This is a genomic window from Nocardia cyriacigeorgica, assembly GCF_010868145.1.
GTDB classification, from domain to species: Bacteria; Actinomycetota; Actinomycetes; order Mycobacteriales; family Mycobacteriaceae; genus Nocardia; species Nocardia cyriacigeorgica_D.
Genome location: NZ_JAAGUY010000016.1, coordinates 80,865 through 100,845 on the forward strand (window position 1 = coordinate 80,865; position 19,981 = coordinate 100,845).

19 protein-coding genes are annotated in these 19,981 nt (G+C 67.7%); 15 read left to right on the top strand and 4 right to left on the bottom strand.

Annotated elements, in window-relative coordinates:
* Positions 1-11 precede the first annotated feature (11 nt).
* The gene (locus GV792_RS19045) at positions 12-869 is read right to left on the bottom strand and encodes a LysR family transcriptional regulator (RefSeq protein ID WP_163825502.1); all 858 of its coding nucleotides are present in this window, start codon (positions 867-869) and stop codon (positions 12-14) included.
* Positions 870-1,002: 133 nt separating this feature from the next.
* Between GV792_RS19045 and GV792_RS19050 the strand changes: the two genes are divergently transcribed.
* The 4 genes from GV792_RS19050 to GV792_RS19065 all read left to right on the top strand — a co-directional run bounded on the left by GV792_RS19050 (position 1,003) and on the right by GV792_RS19065 (position 5,268).
* The gene (locus GV792_RS19050) at positions 1,003-2,307 is read left to right on the top strand and encodes an NAD(P)/FAD-dependent oxidoreductase (protein ID WP_163825503.1); all 1,305 of its coding nucleotides are present in this window, start codon (positions 1,003-1,005) and stop codon (positions 2,305-2,307) included.
* Positions 2,308-2,494: 187 nt separating this feature from the next.
* Positions 2,495-3,322 carry a GNAT family N-acetyltransferase gene (locus tag GV792_RS19055; protein WP_163825504.1) on the top strand — a complete coding sequence of 276 codons (828 nt, stop codon included), beginning with the start codon at positions 2,495-2,497 and terminating at the stop codon, positions 3,320-3,322.
* On the top strand, positions 3,319-4,251 hold the full coding sequence (locus tag GV792_RS19060; protein WP_163825505.1) for a lysophospholipid acyltransferase family protein: 933 nt from the start codon (positions 3,319-3,321) through the stop codon (positions 4,249-4,251). The genes GV792_RS19055 and GV792_RS19060 overlap by 4 nt, the downstream gene beginning before the upstream one ends.
* Before the next feature lie 75 nt (positions 4,252-4,326).
* Entirely contained in the window at positions 4,327-5,268 is a 942-nt protein-coding gene (locus GV792_RS19065) for an alpha/beta fold hydrolase (protein WP_163825506.1), read from the top strand.
* A gap of 124 nt (positions 5,269-5,392) precedes the next feature.
* Here GV792_RS19065 and GV792_RS29105 read toward each other — a convergent pair whose 3' ends face one another.
* Positions 5,393-5,767 (bottom strand): hypothetical protein, encoded by a 375-nt coding sequence (locus tag GV792_RS29105; protein ID WP_175583097.1) that lies wholly within the window; start codon positions 5,765-5,767, stop codon positions 5,393-5,395.
* A 240-nt stretch (positions 5,768-6,007) separates the two neighbouring features.
* Here GV792_RS29105 and GV792_RS19075 point away from each other — a divergent pair, with 240 nt between their 5' ends.
* The 9 genes from GV792_RS19075 (at position 6,008) to GV792_RS19115 (ending at position 16,511) form a co-directional block, all read left to right on the top strand.
* A complete protein-coding gene (locus GV792_RS19075; protein ID WP_163825507.1) occupies positions 6,008-7,234 on the top strand; it encodes a cysteine desulfurase family protein in 1,227 nt (408 codons plus the stop codon).
* The gene (gene mnmA, locus GV792_RS19080) at positions 7,234-8,334 is read left to right on the top strand and encodes a tRNA 2-thiouridine(34) synthase MnmA (protein WP_163825508.1); all 1,101 of its coding nucleotides are present in this window, start codon (positions 7,234-7,236) and stop codon (positions 8,332-8,334) included. Before GV792_RS19075 ends, mnmA begins: the two co-directional genes overlap by 1 nt.
* 91 nt (positions 8,335-8,425) lie before the next feature.
* Positions 8,426-9,469, top strand: coding sequence for a methionine synthase (locus tag GV792_RS19085; RefSeq protein ID WP_163825509.1), 1,044 nt, complete (start codon positions 8,426-8,428; stop codon positions 9,467-9,469).
* A 243-nt stretch (positions 9,470-9,712) separates the two neighbouring features.
* Positions 9,713-11,824 carry an NAD-dependent DNA ligase LigA gene (ligA, locus tag GV792_RS19090; protein ID WP_163825548.1) on the top strand — a complete coding sequence of 704 codons (2,112 nt, stop codon included), beginning with the start codon at positions 9,713-9,715 and terminating at the stop codon, positions 11,822-11,824.
* 55 nt (positions 11,825-11,879) lie between these two features.
* The gene (locus GV792_RS19095; RefSeq protein ID WP_163825510.1) at positions 11,880-12,464 is read left to right on the top strand and encodes an MFS transporter; all 585 of its coding nucleotides are present in this window, start codon (positions 11,880-11,882) and stop codon (positions 12,462-12,464) included.
* A 247-nt stretch (positions 12,465-12,711) separates the two neighbouring features.
* Positions 12,712-14,190, top strand: a complete 1,479-nt coding sequence (locus GV792_RS19100) for an FAD-dependent oxidoreductase (protein ID WP_163825511.1) — start codon at positions 12,712-12,714, stop codon at positions 14,188-14,190.
* A 146-nt stretch (positions 14,191-14,336) separates the two neighbouring features.
* Complete coding sequence (locus tag GV792_RS19105; protein WP_163825512.1) at positions 14,337-15,581, top strand: AAA family ATPase; 1,245 nt, start codon at positions 14,337-14,339, stop codon at positions 15,579-15,581.
* A gap of 37 nt (positions 15,582-15,618) precedes the next feature.
* Positions 15,619-15,966 carry a hypothetical protein gene (locus GV792_RS19110; RefSeq protein ID WP_163825513.1) on the top strand — a complete coding sequence of 116 codons (348 nt, stop codon included), beginning with the start codon at positions 15,619-15,621 and terminating at the stop codon, positions 15,964-15,966.
* 38 nt (positions 15,967-16,004) lie between these two features.
* Positions 16,005-16,511: a GNAT family N-acetyltransferase gene (locus tag GV792_RS19115; protein WP_163825514.1), complete on the top strand. Its 507-nt coding sequence runs from the start codon at positions 16,005-16,007 to the stop codon at positions 16,509-16,511.
* A gap of 17 nt (positions 16,512-16,528) precedes the next feature.
* Here GV792_RS19115 and GV792_RS19120 read toward each other — a convergent pair whose 3' ends face one another.
* Entirely contained in the window at positions 16,529-17,179 is a 651-nt protein-coding gene (locus GV792_RS19120; RefSeq protein ID WP_163825515.1) for an amino acid-binding protein, read from the bottom strand.
* 416 nt (positions 17,180-17,595) lie between these two features.
* Between GV792_RS19120 and gatC the strand changes: the two genes are divergently transcribed.
* Together gatC and gatA are read left to right on the top strand one after the other, a co-directional pair.
* A complete protein-coding gene (gene gatC, locus GV792_RS19125; protein WP_163825516.1) occupies positions 17,596-17,895 on the top strand; it encodes an Asp-tRNA(Asn)/Glu-tRNA(Gln) amidotransferase subunit GatC in 300 nt (99 codons plus the stop codon).
* The gene (gene gatA / locus GV792_RS19130) at positions 17,892-19,418 is read left to right on the top strand and encodes an Asp-tRNA(Asn)/Glu-tRNA(Gln) amidotransferase subunit GatA (RefSeq protein WP_256671607.1); all 1,527 of its coding nucleotides are present in this window, start codon (positions 17,892-17,894) and stop codon (positions 19,416-19,418) included. The genes gatC and gatA overlap by 4 nt, the downstream gene beginning before the upstream one ends.
* Before the next feature lie 87 nt (positions 19,419-19,505).
* Here the strand turns inward: gatA and GV792_RS19135 are convergent, their stop codons facing one another.
* A complete protein-coding gene (locus tag GV792_RS19135; RefSeq protein WP_309138585.1) occupies positions 19,506-19,949 on the bottom strand; it encodes an SRPBCC domain-containing protein in 444 nt (147 codons plus the stop codon).
* Positions 19,950-19,981 lie beyond the last annotated feature (32 nt).

Genomic DNA, 19,981 nt, shown 5'->3' on the forward strand with positions numbered 1-19,981 from the left:
TCGGCTCCCGCTCACGCGCAGTGCAATGCCGCCAGCAACGTCGTGAGAATCGCTGAGCGACGGGCGCCGGTGCGCAAGACCGCGGACACCGGCACCCGCAACGGGTGGCCTGCCAATTCGAGCGTCGCGATGCCCTCCGTCGGGCTGTTCGCATAGAGGATGGTCCAGGCGCTCGGATGGTTGATCAGCTCCATGGTTGCCGTATGGTCCGGCGGAATCGGCGGACCATACGTCGGTCCGGACGGCTGATCGGCGAAGGCCGCGCGCACCACATTGTGCAGCAGCACCTGCTCGGATTCCGGGGGCAGCAGCAGCGGGTAGGCGCTGAGATCGGTCAACGTGACATCGGTGCGTCCGGCCAGCGGATGTGACGTGGCGGTGGCGATCATCAGGTCCTCCACCCACAGCTGCTCCACCGTCAACCCGGGCTGGTCGACGCTGCCGCGGATCAGCGCCAGATCACAGTCACCATCGGCGACGGCGGCGATACGCTGGCGGAAGGGTTTGATGACGAACTCGATCTCCGCGCCGGGATGGCCGTCGCGCGCGCCCGCGATCGCCGACAGCGATCTGGTCGCGAACGACATATTCGCGGCGAGCCGGATGCGTGGGCGCGAGGTGCGCACGGCGGCCCGAATGGCCGACTCCAAACTCAGCATCTGCTTGGCCAGCGGAAGTAGCCTGGTGCTCGCGTCGGTGGGCACGACCGATCGGGTGGACCGCTCGAAGAGCTGGACGCCGAGGTCGTGTTCGAGCCGGGCGATCTGATGACTGATCGCCGACTGGGAGATGAAACATCGGGTCGCGGCCCTGCTGAAGCTGAGCTCCTCGCATACCGCGACGAAGTAGGTGAGCTGCCGGAGCTCCACCGTTACCTCCATTAATGAGTGATACAGATAAGAGTCATCTAAATTATGCGCCCTGACGGGTGAAATATCTTCCCACCCGATCACGGTTCTTCATGAGAGAAGAGCTTTCATGATCAACAGGGGTGTTGTGAGGATGCGTAACAACGGTGCCGTACAGGCAGTAGAGACCGAGTTCGCCCAGGTCGTCATCGTCGGATCGGGATTCGGCGGGCTGGCCGCGGCCAAGCAGTTGGCCAAATCGGGCGTGAACTATGTTCTTATCTCGAGCACGCCGGAACATCTGTTCCAGCCGTTGCTCTATCAGGTCGCCACCGGCGTGCTGGCCGCCGACGAGATCGCACCGCCGATCGCGTCGATCCTGCGCAGGCACGACGAGGCAGATGTGCGGCTGGGCAAGGTCAGCTCGATTGATCCCGACGCCGCCGAACTCGTCTACGAGACTGCCGACGGGCCGCGCCGCATCCGCTACGGATCGCTGATCGCCGCCACCGGCGCCAACCAGTCGTACTTCGGTCGCGACGACTTCGCCGAGAAGACGTTCTCGCTCAAGACCATCGACGATGCCAAGCGCCTGCGCGCGCAGATCGACCGGGTATTCGCCGAGGCCGAGCACGCCGACAAGGAAACCCGCGAACGCCTGCTCAGCTTCGTTGTCGTCGGCGCGGGCGCCACCGGTGTCGAGGTGGCCGGCCAGCTTGCCGAACTCGCCAAGCGCTACTACCACCAGGCGGTGTCGGTCACCTTGGTCGAGGGTGCGGGCGAGGTGCTGCCGCCCTTCGGCGGCGGGCTGTCGGAATACGCCAAGAAGTCGCTGACCGATGGTGGCGTGGACGTGCTGCTCGGCACCTTCGTCACCGATATCGAGCCCGGCAAGGTGACCGTCAAGGACACCGAAGGTGTGGAACGCCGCATCGCCGCGGAGACCGTTGTCTGGTCGGCCGGCGTGCAGGCCAGCGGTTTCACCAAGATTCTTGCCGAGGCGACCGGTGCCGAGACCGACCGTGCCGGACGCCTGCTCATCAATCCCGACCTGACTGTTGGCGGCTACGCCGATATCTACGCCATCGGCGATATGACCTCGCTGAAGGGCTACCCGGGACAGTCGCCGGTCGCCATGCAGGAAGGCAGGCACGCCGCCGACATCATTCGGCGCAAGAAGCTGCCGGGCACCGAGTTCGAGTACTGGGACAAGGGCAGCATGGCGGTCATCCGTCGCCGTAGCGCCATCGCCAAGGTCAGCGACAAGATCAAGTTCAAGGGTCTGATCGCCTGGTACATGTGGTTGGCGGTACACCTGTTCTATCTGGTCGGATTCCGTAACCGGTTCATGGCCGTGATGGGCTGGCTTGTCGCCTTCACCGGCAACGGGCGGCCGGGCTTCGCCGAGATCGACAAGGATCGGCCCGCCGCCGAGGCGCGCGCACGCGTGGCCGCCTGACCTGGCGCGATCGCGCTGTCCCGCGGTGAGGGCAGCGCGATCGGTTGTGTGCGGCCGACGTCGCAGGGAACGCTCGTCGACGCGGCGGTGAACGTCCGGTGTGATGGGCGTCTCGTTCACCGAACGGGCATACACGCGACACTCGGCGGTCGCTCCGGCGCAGTCTGCGGCTGGCCTCATAACGGATATGACTATTACGTCCGTGTTGACGGCCCCGGCTCGACCGACGGACACCGGGGTGGAACGGTCTCGGTATTCACTGGTCGTCTCCTCCGATACCGACCATCGCACCGCCGCCCAGCGCCTGCGCTACGACGTCTTCGCCGGCGAACCCGGCTTCCAGATCCCCGACGACGGAACCGGTCTGGATGCCGACCGCTTCGACGAGCACTGCGATCACCTGCTGGTCCGTGACGAGCTGACCGAACAGTTCGTCGGCTGCTACCGGATGTTGCCGCCGGACAAGGTCGCTGCCGCGGGCGGCTACTACACCGCCACCGAATTCGACCTCACCCGGCTCGATCCGACCGGCCATCGAATCGTGGAAATGGGGCGGGCCTGTGTGGTGCCCGACCACCGCAACGGCTCGGTGCTGACCCTCATGTGGGCGGGCATCCTGCACTACATCCAGCTCACCGGATACGAATGGGTGATGGGCTGCGTCTCGGTGCCGATGCGCGACAACCCGGACGATCCTGCCGGGGTCAATGTGCGTGGCGTGCGCGACCTACTACTCGGCAGGCATGCCTGCGACCCCGAGCGACGAGTGGATCCTCATCGGCCGGTCGTGGTGGACGGCAAATCGCTCGACGACCTCGAACCGCCCGCCCGCCCCAAGCTTCCGCCGCTGCTGCGCGGCTACCTGCGTCTGGGTGCGGAGATCTGCGGTGAACCAGCCCACGACCCCGATTTCGCGGTCGCCGACTTCGTTGCGCTGCTCGGCCTCGACACCATCAACACCCGATACCTGGAGCGGTTGCAAGGCGCCGCCGCCGGGTTGGACAGCGGGCGGTGAGCGCGATGGTGTTCGACGCTCCGCCCGCAACAGCAGCACATTCCTGGATGCCGATCAGTCCGTGCAGCACAGGATGTGTCCAGCCGTCCGATGCCGCGGGCACGGCCCGGGTCGTCGGCCGGGCCCTGCGGCTGGCCGGACTGCTGGCCAGCTACCCGGCCGCGCATGTGTTCACCCCATCGGGCCGCCGGGAGCGGTTGCAGCGTGAGTACGCGCGCGGCGTCCTGCGCGGCTGCGGTATCGAACTTCGCGTGATCGACAACCGTGGCGAGGCGGCCGGGGGCGACGCGCGCTACGGCGCACCCGGTGCCGGTGTGCTGGTCGTGGCCGGTCATATCGGCTGGTCGGATGTGGTGGTGCTGGCCGCGGTCCAACCGTTGAGTTTTGTGGCACGGGCCGATCTGATCGATTGGCCGATGCTCGGCGGGCTGGCCAAGCTGATGCGGATCATCCCCATCGAACGCGAGCGGTTGCGGGCGCTGCCGGGTGTGGTCGCGCAGATCGCCGAACGCCTCGCCGCGGGTGAGCGAGTCGCGGCCTTTCCCGAGGGCACCACCTGGTGCGGGCGTGCCTACGGCAAGCTGCGCCCCGCGCTGTTCCAGGCGGCGGTCGATACCGGAACACCCGTCCAGCCCATCCGGTTGCGCTACCTCGACGGGCACGGTGAGCGCTGCACCGCACCGGGTTTCGTCGGTGACGACACCTTCGCCACCTCCGCCCGGCGGGTGCTGCGTTCGCGCGGCATCATCGCCGAGATCGTGCTCGAGCCGGTCCAGGAACCGGGCACCGACCGCCGCGATCTTGCCCGCCGCTGCGAGGAATTGATGCGCACGCCGGACCTGTCCGACGGCGCCCGCTCCGCGCTGGCCGCTGCGACGCTGCACCTGGCGGATACGGCCGCCCGGTCGACGCAGCCGGAAAGGGTGTAGGCAACCGCCGTCACGTTTCCGGGCGCAGTCTCGTCTACCGATCGAAGGGATCGATGACCACGAAAGGTAGATGGCATGAAGTGTGGAATCCTCGGTCGACGGCTGGCTCTCGGCATCACCGCCGGCGGCCTGGTGGCCGCGGCACTCGTAGCTCCGGTGAGCCACGCACAGGTGCCTGAGGTCTCGACGTATCAATCGAGGTACCTCGAACGGGTCGAATCGCACTACGTCGACACTGATCTCGCCCGCTTCCACTACACCCGAGCCGGGAGCGGTTCACCCGTTGTGCTGATTTCCGGCGGCGGGCTATGGGGGTATTCCTGGCGGGACGTGATCGCGCCACTCGCCGCCGAGCACACTGTGTACGCAGTCGACCTGCCAAGCCAGGGATACACCGAACTGCGACGCACGGACTTCGCCTACGATCTGCCTGCGATGGCGGATGCGATCGGGATATTCCTCGACGCCGTCGGGTTGGACCGTACGGCCCTGGTCGGCCACTCCTGGGGCGGGGCGTGGAGTCTGTATTTCGCCCAGCAGTATCCGCAGCGCACCGACAAGCTCGTGCTGCTGGACTCGCCCGGGCTCAACGCGGAAAAGGCCCCGTCCACACCGTTGTTCACCACGCCGCTGCTCGGTGAAGTGGCAACGACGCTTACCACTCGCTCGCTCTACGCGGACAACATCCGCGGCACCTTCCGAAACGAACATCTGGTCACCGAGGAAGTGGTCGACGAACTGTACGCGCCGTTCTCGAGACCCGAGAATCGCGCGGGCTTCCTCGCACTGTGGCGCAACCTGGACTATCGCCGCACCGACGACGCACTCGAGCGGGTTACCGCACCAACGCTCATCCTCTGGGGCGGCGACGACACCTGGCTGCCGCCATCGCAGGCCACCACCCTTGCCGACCGGATTCCGGCAGCCGCCGCGACCATCCTCCCCGGCTGTGGACACACCGTGCATGAAGATTGCCCTGCGCAGACCAACCCGTTGCTCATCGAATTCCTCCGATAGCAACCGTGTCGTCCGCGAGCCATGATGTGGGCCCGCGGACGACAACCCGCTCGGACTTCAGTGCCTGAACCATTATCCGGATCAGCCGTGGACCGAGCAGTGCGTACAGCCGCTCGATGTGGGGTCAGAAAGCGCTGCCGGTCGAAGGCAGTGGGAAGGAGCCACGGCCGTGATGGCCACGGTCCCAGTCGTGCCTGCTGTGGCGGCCGCGATCCCAGTCGTGGTCATGGCGCCCGCGGTTCCAGTCGCCGTGACCGCCGCGGTTCCAACTGCCATGGCCGCCGCGGTTCCAGTCGCCGTGACGGCCATGGCCGTGACCGTGCCGTCCGTGACCGGGACGATTGACGGTGTCGAGTCCGTCGGTCGGCTCGAGGACCGCGGGTGCGGCGAAGGCGGGCACCGCGAGCGCGGTGACGGGCGCGAGGGCGAGAGTGGCGGCGACGGCGACGCGGGTCAGGGTGCGTCGGGTTCGGCCGTGCTGGTGAGTGTTTCGGCTCATCGGAGTTACCTCATTCGATTCTGTCGCCGCACCGGAGCGGTCCGGCGTTTCTGATCACCTGGACTGGGTCGCATCCGGCGATCATCTGTCGCCATCGAATGTACCGCTAAATAACGGCGCATTCAATAGGTATATGATCAGGCGGAAGTTCGCGGGCCGCGCAGTGGGCCAACTCACCGGGAGGTGGCGGTGAGCGGCCGGGAATAACCGCGTTTCGGTGACGGCTATCCTTTACTGGTCATGAAGTCGGCTTTCCCGGGCCCGGTCATCGGTGCGCCCAAGACGGTCTACCTCGATCATGCGGCGACCACTCCCATGCTGCCTGCCGCCATCGAGGCGATGACGGCTGCCATGGGGCTGGTCGGTAACGCCTCCTCCCTGCACGGTTCCGGTCGCGCGGCGCGCCGCCGGGTCGAGGAGGCGCGCGAATCCATCGCCGCCGACCTGGGTGCACGCCCGTCCGAGGTGATCTTCACCGCCGGTGGCACCGAAAGCGACAACCTCGCGGTCAAGGGCATCTACTGGGCCCGCCGCGATGCCGACCCGCGCTGCACCCGCGTCATCGCGAGTGCGGTCGAACATCACGCCGTGGTCGACGCCGTCGAATGGCTGGAACAGCACGAGGGCGCCCAGGTGACGTGGCTGCCCGTCGACGCCGACGGTGTGGTGTCGGTCGGTGCGCTGCGCGCGGAGCTGGCCGAGCATCCCGACGAGGTCGCGCTGGTGAGCGTCATGTGGGCCAACAACGAGGTCGGCACAATCCAGCCGATCAGCGAACTGGCCGCGGTGGCACAGGAATTCGACGTGCCCATGCACAGCGATGCGGTGCAGGCGGCCGGCCAGGTCCCGATCGACTTCGGCACCAGTGGGTTGTCGGCGGCGAGCTTCGCCGGGCACAAAGTCGGTGGGCCACACGGGATCGGCGTGCTGCTACTTGGCAGGCAGGTGCCGTGTGTACCGCTGCTGCACGGCGGCGGACACGAGCGTGATCTGCGCTCCGGCACGGTCGACGTCGCGAGCTCGGTCGGACTGGCCGCCGCGATGCACGAGGCCGTCGGTGAACTGTCCACGCGCACCGTCGAACTGACCCGCCTGCGTGACGAATTGATCGCGGGCGTGCACGATCTGGTCCCCGACGCTGTCCTGAACGGTCCGCACGACGAGCGCAGGCTACCGGGCAACGCGCACTTCACTTTCTCCGGCTGCGAGGGCGATTCGCTGCTGATGCTGCTGGACGCCGCGGGCATCGAATGCTCGACCGGTTCGGCATGCAACGCGGGGGTCGCTTCGCCCAGTCATGTGTTGATCGCGATGGGTGTCGAGCCATGGCAGGCGCGCGGATCATTGCGTTTTTCGTTGGGGCACACCACCACCGGCGCGGAGGTCGGTGCATTGCTGGAGGTGCTGCCACAAGTGGTCGAACGAGCCAGGGCCGCTGGTCTGGCCGGCGCGAAGGGAGGTGTCTGATGCGGGTACTCGCCGCGATGAGCGGTGGTGTGGATTCGGCGGTGGCCGCTGCGCGCGCCGTCGAGGCCGGACATGAGGTGGTGGGAGTCCATCTAGCGCTGTCCGCGACACCGGGCACTCTGCGCACCGGGTCACGTGGATGCTGCTCGAAGGAGGACGCGGGCGACGCCCGGCGCGCCGCCGATGTGCTAGGCATCCCGTTCTACGTCTGGGATTTCGCCGACCGCTTCAAAGAAGATGTCATCGACGATTTCGTCGCGGCCTACGCGGCGGGGGAGACCCCCAACCCGTGCCTGCGCTGTAACGAGAAGATCAAGTTCTCCGCGCTGGCCGACCGCGCGGTCGCGCTCGGCTTCGACGCCGTGGTCACCGGCCACTACGCCCGCCTGTCCGATGGAGTCCTGCGCAGGGCCGTCGACGCGGACAAGGATCAGTCCTACGTGCTGGCCGTGCTGACCGCCCAGCAGCTCTCGCGCGCCATGTTCCCCGTTGGGGACACGCCGAAGCCGCAGATCCGCGAGGAAGCCGCCGAGCGTGGTCTCGCCGTGGCGAACAAGCCCGACAGCCACGACATCTGCTTCATCCCCTCCGGTGACACGCGTGCGTTCCTCGGCGCCAAGATCGGTATCCGGCCGGGTGCGGTCGTCGATGCCGACGGCACCGAGCTCGCCACCCATGACGGCGTGCACGGTTTCACCATCGGCCAGCGCAAGGGCCTGGGATTGCCCGGCCCGGCCGCCGACGGCAAGCCGCGCTACGTCACCGATATCGACCCCGATTCCGGCACCGTCCGGGTGGGTTCGGCCGACGAGCTGCAGGTCTGGACCATCGAGGCCGAGCGCGCGATCTGGACCTCCGGTGCAGTGCCCGAGGGCCCGATCGACTGCGTGGTGCAGGTGCGCGCGCACGGTGGCACCGCACCGGCCGTCGCGGAGGCCGTTGGTTCGGGGCTGACGGTGCGGCTGCGCGAGCCGCTGACCGGTGTGGCGCGCGGCCAGGCCGTGGTGCTGTATCTGCCGGATTCGGCCGGTGATCAGGTGATCGGCAGCGGCACGATCTCGGCCACCGCGCGGACGGCACCGTCCGGCGTGAATCAGTGAGCGGACACATTTCCCACCAGACGATCGGGCTGGTTCGGAGCGAGTCCGCGCAGTTCGGCGGCGCAACCGTGATTGTCGTTCGGGGCGTGGTGTGAGCGCCTCGGCCGGGAACCGGCGGCTGCCGTCCGGTATCGCGACCGCGATCGGGTCCTGGCCCGGCACCGATCCGCGCGAGGCCGCCGCGATCGCGGTCGGTGAACTCCCCGGGTTACCGCATCTGGTCGAACTTCCGGCACGCGGTGTCGGTGCGGACCTGATCGGGCGAGCGTCGGCACTGCTGGTCGACCTGCGCTTCGACACCACCCCGCGCGGGTACCGGCTGGCCGATCGGCCGGGTGCGGTCTCACGGCGAGCCTCCGACCTGCTGCGCACCGATATCGACGCGCTCGACGAGGCATGGGAGGTGGCGGGCCTCCAGGGGTCGGGGCGAGTGGTGAAGGTGCAGGCCGTCGGTCCGCTGACACTCGCGGCCGAGGTGGAGCTGCGGGCCGGGCATCGAGCGCTCACCGATCCGGGCGCACTGCGTGATCTGTCGGAATCGCTTGCCGAAGGTTTGATCCAGCATGTGGCCGAGGTGGGTAAACGCCTCGATGCCGAGGTAGTGCTGCAATTGGACGAACCGGACCTGACTGCGGTGCTGAAGGGATCGCTGCGCGGGGCCAGCGCGCTGAACACAGTTCGCGCACTGCCGGAACCCGAAGCCCTGGCGGTGGTCGACGCCGTCATCGCCGCGCAGGACGTACCGGTCCTGATCCACACCTGTGCTGCCCCTCCCGCGCTGAACTTCCTTCGGCAATCCGCCGCGTCCGCCGTCGGATTCGATATGGCGACCATCGGTACCGCCGAACTCGACGCCATCGGCGAAATCCTGGACAGCGGCAAGCAAGTGGTGCTCGGCTCGGTGCCGACCACGCCCCCGGCGACCCCCGTCACCTGGCGTGATATCGCCGAACCCGGCGTTCGGCTCATCGACCGCCTCGGCTTCCCCCGCCGCACCCTCACCACCCAGATCGCGGTGTCCCCGGCCTGCGGCCTCGCCGGTGATTCGGCGGAATGGGGGCGGCGGGCGCTGCGGCTGGCCGCGGAGGTCGCGGACGCGTATTCCGACGATCCGGAATCGTTGTCACTCACCTGATTCAACGGTCGCCGAGCGTCCTCACGCGTCGTTCCGACGACCTTCCAGGCCGTGTGCGACACCCGGTCTCGAGCGCGTGTCGTTGGCGGGGTAGCACGGCGCGGGCCGGTCCGCACAAGGGCGTCGACAGGGCGTGGACGTGCGGGAACGTAGCGAGAATTGTCGGTGGGCTCCGCTAATGTTCGAGTCGTGAGTGACACCGGAAGCCCCGCCACGTCAGCGCCCGAGGAAGCCGTATCGGCGATGGATGCCGCCGCACCGGCCGCCGAATCCGCGAGCTCGCAGCAGCGGCTGGAGTGGCAGCAGCTGGCCGACGAGGTGCGCGAGCACCAGTTCCGCTACTACGTGCGGGACGCGCCGATCATCTCCGACGGCGAGTTCGATGTGCTGTTGCAGCGGTTGATGGCCATGGAGGAGCAACATCCGGATCTGCGCACCCCGGATTCGCCCACCCAGCTGGTCGGCGGCGGTTTCGCCACCGATTTCACCGCGGTCGACCACCTCGAACGCATGCTGTCGCTGGACAATGTCTTCGACTTCGACGAGATGCGGGCCTGGGCTGCGCGTGTGGAGGCCGAAACCGGTCCCGGCCTGCACTATCTGTGTGAGGTGAAGATCGACGGTGTCGCGCTGAACCTCGTCTACGAGAAGGGCAAGCTGGTGCGCGGCGCCACCCGTGGCGATGGGCGCACCGGTGAAGATGTCACCCTCAACGCCCGCACCATCGACGACATCCCCGGCGAGCTCACCCCGCACCCGGACCATCCGATTCCGGATCTGCTCGAGGTGCGCGGCGAGGTGTATTTCCGGCTGGAGGACTTCGAAACCCTCAATGCCGCCATCGTCGCCGAAGGTAAACCGCCGTACGCGAATCCGCGCAATACCGCTGCCGGTTCACTGCGCCAGAAGGATCCCTCGGTCACCTCGCGGCGGCGGCTGCGCATGATCTGTCACGGCTTCGGCCGCATCGAGGGCTATACACCCACCTCGCAGCACGAGGCCTATCTGGCACTGGCCGCGTGGGGTCTTCCGGTGTCCACGCACACCAAGCTGGTGCAGGGGGTCGACGCGGTGCTGGAGCGGGTGGCCTACTGGGGTGAACATCGCCACGATATCGAGCACGAAATCGACGGTCTGGTCGTCAAGGTCGACGAGATGGCGTTGCAGCGCCGACTCGGGTCCACGTCGCGTGCTCCGCGCTGGGCGATCGCGTACAAGTACCCGCCAGAAGAGGCGACGACGAAGCTGCTGAATATCGAGGTGAATGTCGGGCGTACCGGCCGCGTGACCCCGTTCGCGGTGATGGAACCGATCTCCATCGCCGGCTCGACCGTCGCGATGGCCACGCTGCACAATGCCTCGGAGGTGCAGCGCAAGGGTGTGCTGATCGGCGACACGGTCACTATCCGCAAGGCGGGCGATGTGATTCCCGAGGTGCTCGGCCCCGTTGTCGACGCCCGCACCGGCGACGAACGCGAATTCGTCATGCCGACCCACTGTCCGGAATGCGGTACCGAACTCGCGCCCGAAAAGGAGGGCGACGCCGACATCCGTTGCCCGAACCAGCAGTACTGCCGCGCGCAGCTGCGTGAGCGGGTGTTCCATATGGCCGGGCGTGGCGCCTTCGATATCGAGGCGCTCGGGTACGAAGCGGCCGTCGATCTGCTCAAATCAGGCGCCATCACCGACGAGGGTGATCTGTTCGACCTCACCGAGGAGCGTCTGCTCACCACATCGCTGTTCGTCAACAAGAGCGGCACCCTGTCCACCAACGGCCGCAGGCTGCTCGACAATCTCGCCGCCGCCAAGGATCGGCCACTGTGGAGGGTCCTCGTCGGGTTGTCCATCCGCCACGTCGGTCCCACCGCGGCCCGTGCTCTCGCCGCCGAATTCGGCAGTCTGGAACGCATCGGCACGGCGTCGGGGGAGGAACTGTCGGCGACCGACGGCGTCGGCCCAACCATCGCCGTCGCTGTCGCCCAGTGGTTCACCGTCGACTGGCACCGCGCGATCGTCGACAAGTGGCGCGCCGCCGGTGTGCGCATGGCGGACGAACGCGACGAGTCCATCGAGCGCACCCTGGAAGGCTTGTCCATCGTCGTCACCGGCTCGCTCGAGGGCTTCTCCCGTGACGGCGCCAAGGAAGCGATCCTCGTCCGCGGCGGCAAGGCCGCCGGCTCGGTGTCGAAGAAAACGGCCTTCGTGGTGATCGGCGATTCGCCCGGCTCCAAGGCCGCCAAGGCCGAGGAGCTCGGCGTGCCCATCCTCGACGAGGACGGTTTCCGCACCCTGCTGGAATCGGGCCCCGACGCGGTCCGACCCGAACCAGCCGATCTCGAGACTCCCGCCGAATAGCGCGGGTGGGGGGGGGGACAACTGGATCGGAGGACGCAGCCGTCCCGGGTTCGGCGTGCTCACCTACGCCCAGCTGTGCGCCGTGGTCACGGTTCAAACCCTGTGCGCGATCTTCGGTGGCTCCATCATGCTCACCACGCCGCTGCTCGCGCTGCTCATGCTGCGTGAACTCGGCTTCGCGCCATGGCAATACGGGCTCTCACTCGGACTGCCGTGCCTCGGTGGTCTGGTTGGTTCGCTGTGCGCACCCAGGCTCGTGGCCGCGTTCGGCGAGCGTGCGGTCCTGCTCGGCTTCGGCGCGCTGCGCACGTGCTGGCTGGTGCCGTTGCTAGTAGCGGGACCCGACCTGCTCGGCCTGATCGTCATCATCACCACCGAAACCGTGCTGCTGTTCTGCGCGGGAATCTTCAACCCGGTGTTCACGACGTTCCGCATGAACAACACTGCCGACGACCACATGGCCCGCGTGGGCACCGCCTGGTCCGTCAGCTCCAAGTGCGCGCAGCCTGTGTTCATCGCGTTCGGCGGTGTCCTCGCCGCCGCGACCAGCTTGCGCTTCGCCATCGGATTCGCAGCGGTCACCGTCATCGCCGGCTCGCTGATGCTTCCGTGGCGCCACATCGAGCGCTCCGACCGCTGACCCATTCGAACAGACGTCGATATCGCGTTCCATGAGTGGTACATCAGCGAGGGGGCTACCCGCACGACGCCGCGGCATGCACCACTCGGCGGCCGCAGCCGAATACCGTCCCGGGCCCGGCCGGCCGCGCTGAGCAGCAGCTCACCGCATCCGTCCCGCTGACCGGGCAGGGGCCGCCACAGCGGAAGCACGCGGCCCTACTGTGACCCGCGCCACTTACATCCAGTGTTGAGCGCAGGAGAACCGGATGAGCACACGCGTACCCGTCACACCGATCGACGCCGCCGATATCGAGGCCTACGACCACGAAACCGATGTCCTGGTCGTCGGATACGGCTGCGCGGGCGCAGCTGCCGCCCTCGACGCCGACGCCGCGGGCGCGCAGGTGATCCTGCTCGAACGACAGAGCGGTGGCGGCGGATCGTCGGCGATGTCGGGCGGCGAGATGTACCTCGGTGGCGGCACACCCATCCAGCAGGCGTGTGGATTCGACGACACCGCCGAGGACATGGAGAAATTCCTGCTCGCCGCACTCGGACCCGACGCCGACCGGGAGAAGGTTGGCCTCTACAGCCGCGACAGCGTCGCGCACTATCAGTGGCTTGTCGGCCATGGGGTGCCCTTCAAGCCGTCGCTGTGGGATTCGCCGACCTGGGTGCCGCCCACCGATGACGGCCTGATGTGGATGGGGGAGAACGCCTATCCGTTCCATGAGATCGCCACACCGGCACCGCGCGGTCACCGTGTCACCTCCGACGGCTTCGGTGGCAAGGTCCTCATGGCGGTATTGAGCGAAGCCGTCGCGAAAACGGGCATCGACGTGCATATCGACACCGGCGCGCTGCGGCTGATCGTCGACGGTGACCGCGTGGTCGGTGTCGTTGCCCGGCACTTCCAGCAGACCGTCACCTACCGTGCGCGCCGCGGCGTCGTGCTCACCACTGGCGGCTTCGCCGACAATGCCGAGATGCTCGCCCAGCACGCACCACAGCTGGTGGGGCTCGGAGTCAACAGCGACGGCGGCGACGACGGCCGCGGCATCGTCATCGCGCAGGCGGTCGGCGCGGCGGTCAAGCACATGTCCGCGGGTCAGGTCGGTATCTCGCTGGTGCCGGGAATGATGGTGCGCGGCATGATCGTCAACGATGTCGGCCAGCGGTTCATCAACGAGGATGTCTACCCTGGTCTGGTCGGACAGGCCGCCCTGTTCAAACACAACCTGCGGGTGTGGGTGATTCTCGACGAGCAGGCCTACGAGGAGGTGCCGGTCGACGAACGCTGGGGCGTACAGCCGCATTTCGTCGCCGAAACCCTCGCCGAGCTCGAGCGTGAGATCGGCATGCCCGAGGGCGCTCTGGAGAGCACTGTCGGCGAGTACAACCGTTTCGCCGAGCGCGGCGAGGACCCGTATTTCCATAAATCGGCGCGCTGGCTGCGGCCGCTGCGCCCGCCGTTCGCCGCGATCGACGTCCGACGCGGTATGGCCCCTCCCGAGTACGGCGACGGCGGGACAAGTGGCGGCGGTGCCGAGGTGTTCACCATCGGCGGCCTGCGGACCAGCGTCGATGGCCACGTCCTCGACTTGGACGGCGAGCTGATCCCCGGGTTGTTCGCGGCCGGCCGCGCGACGTCGGGGCTGCATTCCTGGGGGTATATCAGCGGGACCTCCCTCGGCGACGGCACCTACTTCGGCCGCCGCGCGGGTGGCGCCGCTGCGAGGCAGTAGCGGGGCGGCTGCGACCGGGTAGCGGCATAACCGTCGGCGAGCACTGCTGCCGGACAGCGGTGCCGCGGTAGTTCGACGACGGCGATCCGGGATCCCAGCCGGAGCCGGTGTCGCGAGAACCGAGCAGAGCGGGAAGGATTACCCGCATGCTGCGGAGTTTTCAGGTCACCAATCACCGATCGCTGGCCGAACGGCAGGAGTTGCGGTTGACCCGGGGTGCCGGACCGGTGGCAGTGCCGGTGACGGCGGTGCACGGTGCCGCGGCGGCCGGGAAGACGAGTCTGATCGACGCGCTGGGGCAGATGCGCGACGCGGTGCTGCATTCGGTGACCGGATGGGATCCGTATGCGGGCCCGGTGCGTTCGCCGCACCTGGGGTTCGTGGAGCGGCCGACGGAGTTCGTCGCGTCGTTCGTGGCCGAGGGGTGCCCGTACACCTACGGATTCCAGCTCGACAACGCCGATGTCGTCGCGGAATGGCTGTACGCGCATCCCCGTTCACGCAAGCGGATCGTGTTCGAGCGGGCCGGTGAGCAGATCAAGATCGGGCCGATGTTCGAGGCGGCCCGCTACGGCATCACCGCGCTTGCCCCGCTGGTGCGACCGAACTCGCTGCTGCTGAGCCTGGCAGGACAGATGTATGCCGAGGCGCTGGTGCCCGCCTATCGCTGGTTCGAGTCGATGCTCGAGGTGCAGCGCGGATCTGCCGACGCCGAGCGGGTCGAGCATCTGGTGGGCGGGCACATCTCCCGTTCGGCGGAGAACGCTGCCCGTCTGCTGACGCTGCTGCGGACCGCCGAGCTCGGCATCACCGATCTGCTGATCGCCGAGAACGATCCCCTCTACGCCGACTACCTGCGCGAACTCGACGCCGATATCGCCGGGCTCACCGAGCAGGCCGAACGCGCGGTGTCCTCGCCCGCCTATGCGGACGCGCTGCTCAGCGATAACGGCGTCACGCCGGTGCTGCTCGACCGCGAGCTGACCAATCTGAAGAATGCCCGTGACGCCCTCTACGAGCGGATGGTGGCGCGGCGCGGGGTCGGGCTGCGGCTGGTGCACGAGGGGATCGACAATCCGTTCCATATCGGCGACGAGTCCACCGCCACCCTTACGATGCTGCGGCTGCTGCCGACGATGCTCGACGCGCTCGACGCGGGCAAGGTGCTCGCCGTGGACGATATCGGCGCGCAGCTGCCCGCCGAGGAAACCGATCGGCTCATCCAGCTGTTCCAGAATCCGGAAACCAATGCCCGTGGCGCCCAGCTGATCTTCACCACCAACAACCGCGCCTTGATCGATCGGGGCAACGGTCGTTCGCACCGGACCCGGACCTCGGTGTGGCAGTTGCGTCGCACCGAGCACGGCACCAGTGAACTCACCCCGCGCTGAGCGCGGCCATGGGCACGACCGGCACTAGCATGGGGTGATGCTGGAATTCGCGATGCTGGTGATCATGATCGGCGCCCTGGCCGGGATGATTGCGCTGTATATGCGCGGCCGACGCGGAGTCCGGTTGTCCGAGCCCGAGGTGGGGACGCTGTACGTCACCGGGGTGAGCCCGCGTCCGGATGATCTGACCGGTGAGCAGTACGTGACCATCACCGGCAATCTGACCGGGCCAATGGTCGACGGCGCGGTGGTCTACGGCCGTTTCGCCTGGGATGTGAACAATTGGCCCGCCGTCGGCGATACCTTCACCGTCGCGTACCCGCCGGGCAAGCCGGATAAATGGCAGCTCTTCAGCCCTGGTGCGACGGACACTCCCGGCGCCTGACCCGGCGCGGCTCCTTCCTGCGATGGCAGGATGCGGGCATGGGTGTGAACGCCGAACTGACCGTCCGGGACGTGCGAGCGACCGAGTACGAGGCGGTGACGGAGCTGACCGTCGAGGTGTACGTCGGAGAGGGCTACGTCCCCGTGGATGACCCGTACGTCCACGAACTCGCCGACACGGTGCACCGCGCCGAGTCCGCGCAGGTGCTGGTGGCGGTGCACGAGGATCGGGTGGTCGGCTCGTTGACGGTGACCCGCGCCGGCATGCCGTATGCGGAGATCGCGCGTCCCGGCGAGTTGGAGTTCCGGATGCTCGCGGTCGCCAAACCTGCCCGTGGGCTCGGTGTGGGCACGACGCTCGTCCGGACGGTCATCGACATGGCCGTCACCGAGGGGCTCGGCGCGGTGGTGTTGACCACGATGGCGCCGATGGTCGACGCGCGTCGCATCTACGACCGCTTCGGTTTCGTCGCGGTGCCGGAACGGGATTGGCGCACCGACGACGGACAGCGTCTCACCGTGCTGCGGTTGCCGCTCGATTCCTGAACCGGCAGGGTGTCGGGTCAGCCGAGGACGGTCGCGACGATCCCCGCCAGGTAGCCGAGGCGCGCGACCTCGGAGGGACGGAAGTCGGGTCCGCCCGGACGGCCGAGCAGCAGCACTTTGCTGGAATCGCCGAGCGGTGCCGCCGCGAGTTTGGTGTCCATATCGCGCCAGATCTCGGGCACCCACTCGGCCTCGGGATCGAGCACGGCCGGTTTGTTCAAAGGCATCCACGGCGCCGAAGACGCCTGCGTTTCCGGCGCGCTCTGGCTGCCGACCACCCGGTAGGCGCCCTGCGGGCCGAGGTCGAGCACGGTGCTCCAGCCGACGCGCAGCACCCGGGGTGCACCGTCGACCAGCACCTGTAATCGGTCGTCGCGGGCGCTGGCGACGTGGTCGATCAACTCCAGCTCGCGATGGGTGTCGAGGACGCCGGAATACGGCCGGATCGAATCGACGACCACGTCGCCGATCGATTCGGCGGCAGTGATCAAGGTGTCGGGCAACGCCCCTGGCGACACCTCGACAACAAGATCGTCGACCGCGAAGCCCGCCCCGCGTTCCACGACATCCAGCGAGAGGATGTCGGCGCCCACGGAGCCCAGTGCGAGTGCGAGTGCACCGAGGCTTCCCGGACGATCCGGAAGTTGCACGCGGAGCAGGTAAGACACGTGCTGTCCTTTCCTTGGCGGCCGAGCCTGGCGAACGTATACCCGGTCTGGCAATCCTTACACCCTCGAGCGACGGTTATCGAGTCGAAAATTGGCGGGATCCACTCGGTTCGCGGGCGTTTCAGGTGATTACGGCATGTCTATCGAGTGGATAACATCTGTCGCGGAGATGAACCAGAGATGAATGCCATCGTGAGGCGTCCGCTCCGTGCGAGGTCGCTGTCGTGCATCGCGTAGTCGGCCGGACGCACCAGCCACCGACTGTCGCGGCTCCAGGCGGGATATGTCCTGGGCCCGGTCAGCGGTGTCCGGGCTGATCGCTAGGCTAGGTGCGCCTGTTGCGTAGAGCGAAGTGTCGTCCACTGCGCCGCACGCAAGTCATGCCGTCCACGCGCAACTTTCGAAAGGGGTCCGCGGTGCCCGCCATCTCCCGCGACGAGGTCGCCCACCTCGCCCGGCTGTCCAGGCTCGCCCTGACCGAGGGCGAACTGGATCAGTTCGCCGGTCAGCTGGATTCGATCCTCAGCCACGTGCGGACCATCTCCGAGGTCGCGGCCGCGGATGTTCCCGCCACCGCCTCGCCGAACCCGGCGACCAATGTCACCCGACCCGACGTCGTGGTCCCCGGCCTGACCCCCGGTGAGGCGCTGTCGGGCGCCCCGGCGGAGGAAGAGCAGCGGTTCATGGTTCCGCAGATTCTGGGGGAGGCAGAATGAATTCCGCATCGCAGGGCGATTCCATGCGGGGTGGCGGCCGGGCGACGGGTGGGCACGAGTTGACCGCGCTGTCGGCGGCGGAGCTGGCAGACAAGATCCACACCCGCGAGGTCACCTCCACGCAGGTCACCCAGGCGCATCTGGACCGCATCGCCGAGGTCGACGGCGAATACAACGCGTTCCTGCACGTCGCCGGTGAGCAGGCGCTGGCCGCCGCCGCGGCGGTGGACACCGCGCTGGATGCCGGGCAGGCGCCTGCCTCGCCGCTGGCGGGAGTTCCATTGGCACTCAAGGACGTGTTCACCACGACCGATATGCCGACGACCTGCGCGTCGAAGATCCTCGAGGGCTGGGTGTCGCCCTATGACGCGACGCTGACCACGCGGCTGCGCGAGGCGGGCATCCCGATTCTCGGCAAGACCAATATGGACGAATTCGCGATGGGGTCGTCCACCGAGAACTCCGCGTACGGCCCGACCAAGAACCCGTGGGACACCAGCCGCATCCCCGGCGGTTCCGGCGGTGGTTCGGCGGCGGCGCTCGCGTCCAACCAGGCGCCGTTGGCGATCGGCACCGACACCGGTGGTTCGATCCGTCAGCCGGCCGCCGTGACGGCGACCGTCGGCACCAAGCCGACCTACGGCACGGTCTCGCGATTCGGCCTCGTCGCCTGCGCGTCATCGCTGGATCAGGGCGGACCGTGTGGCCGCACGGTGCTCGACACCGCGCTGCTGCACGAGGTGATCGCGGGCCACGACCCGCGCGACTCCACGTCCCGCGATGTGCCCGTCCCTCCGGTGGTCGCCGCTGCCCGCGCCGGTGCGAGCGGTGACCTGCGTGGGGTGAAGATCGGTGTGGTCAAGGAACTGCATTCCGACAGCTACCAGCCCGGTGTGCTCGAGTCGTTCGACGCCGCTGTGGCGGTGCTGAAGGAACTGGGCGCCGAGGTGGTCGAGGTGTCGTGCCCGCACTTCGAGTACGCGCTGTCCGCCTACTATCTGGTCATGCCGAGTGAGGTGTCGTCGAACCTGGCGCGCTTCGACGCCATGCGTTACGGCCTGCGTGTCGATGACGACGGCGCGCACAGCGCGGAGCAGGTGATGGCCGCGACCCGGGCCGCGGGCTTCGGCCCCGAGGTCAAGCGCCGCATCATGATCGGTACCTATGCGCTGTCGGCCGGCTACTACGACGAGTACTACGGCCAGGCGCTCAAGGTTCGCACGCTCATCGCCCGCGACTTCGATGCCGCCTATGCGCAGGTCGACGTCCTGGTCTCGCCGACAAGCCCGTTCACCCCGTGGAAGCTGGGCGAGAAGGTCGACGATCCGCTGGCCATGTACCTGTCGGACCTGTGCACCCTGCCCACCAACCTGGCCGGTCATCCGGCCATGTCGGTGCCGTCGGGGCTGAGCAAGGACGACGGGATGCCGGTCGGCTTGCAGATCATGGCGCCCGCACTGGCCGACGATCGGTTGTACCGGGTCGGCGCTGCGTACGAGGCGGCCAGGGGGCCGATCGCCTGAGTTCGGAGCTCCGCACCGGCCACCTCGGATGGTCGGTGCGGGGGCCGCGGCTCGGGTGCCGATGATCGACCGGCACAGCCGTGGTCGTCAGGACGCGTGCAAGCTCTCCGCCCGTCGCACGACACCCTCGGTCATTCCGGTGAATCCGCGACGCAGCGCCTTGCCGAGTGCGAGTTCTACGACGGGCCTCAGCCAGCCGCCGAGTTCGAAATGGGACTCGTAGCGAGCGCGGTCCGGGCCGAGCGCGGTGACGGTGTGAGTGCGCCTGCTGTGCAGCGCGCCGAACGGCACCGGCTTCATCGAGTAGCTGAACTCCTCGCCGGGCGTGACGCTGGTGATGAATTCGCGCTGGTGTCGTGGCTTCGACCCGGTCAGGTGCACCACCATGTCGATCGGCGCGCCTACCTCGAAGGTGGACCGGCATTGGCTCACGAACGGATTCCACTGCCCGTACCATTCGAATCCGGTGATCACACCCCACACCACATGGGCGGGTGCGGCTACTTCGACTGTTCCGTCTACGACAAACACACCCAAAACTAGAACCTGTTTCATCACGGGGT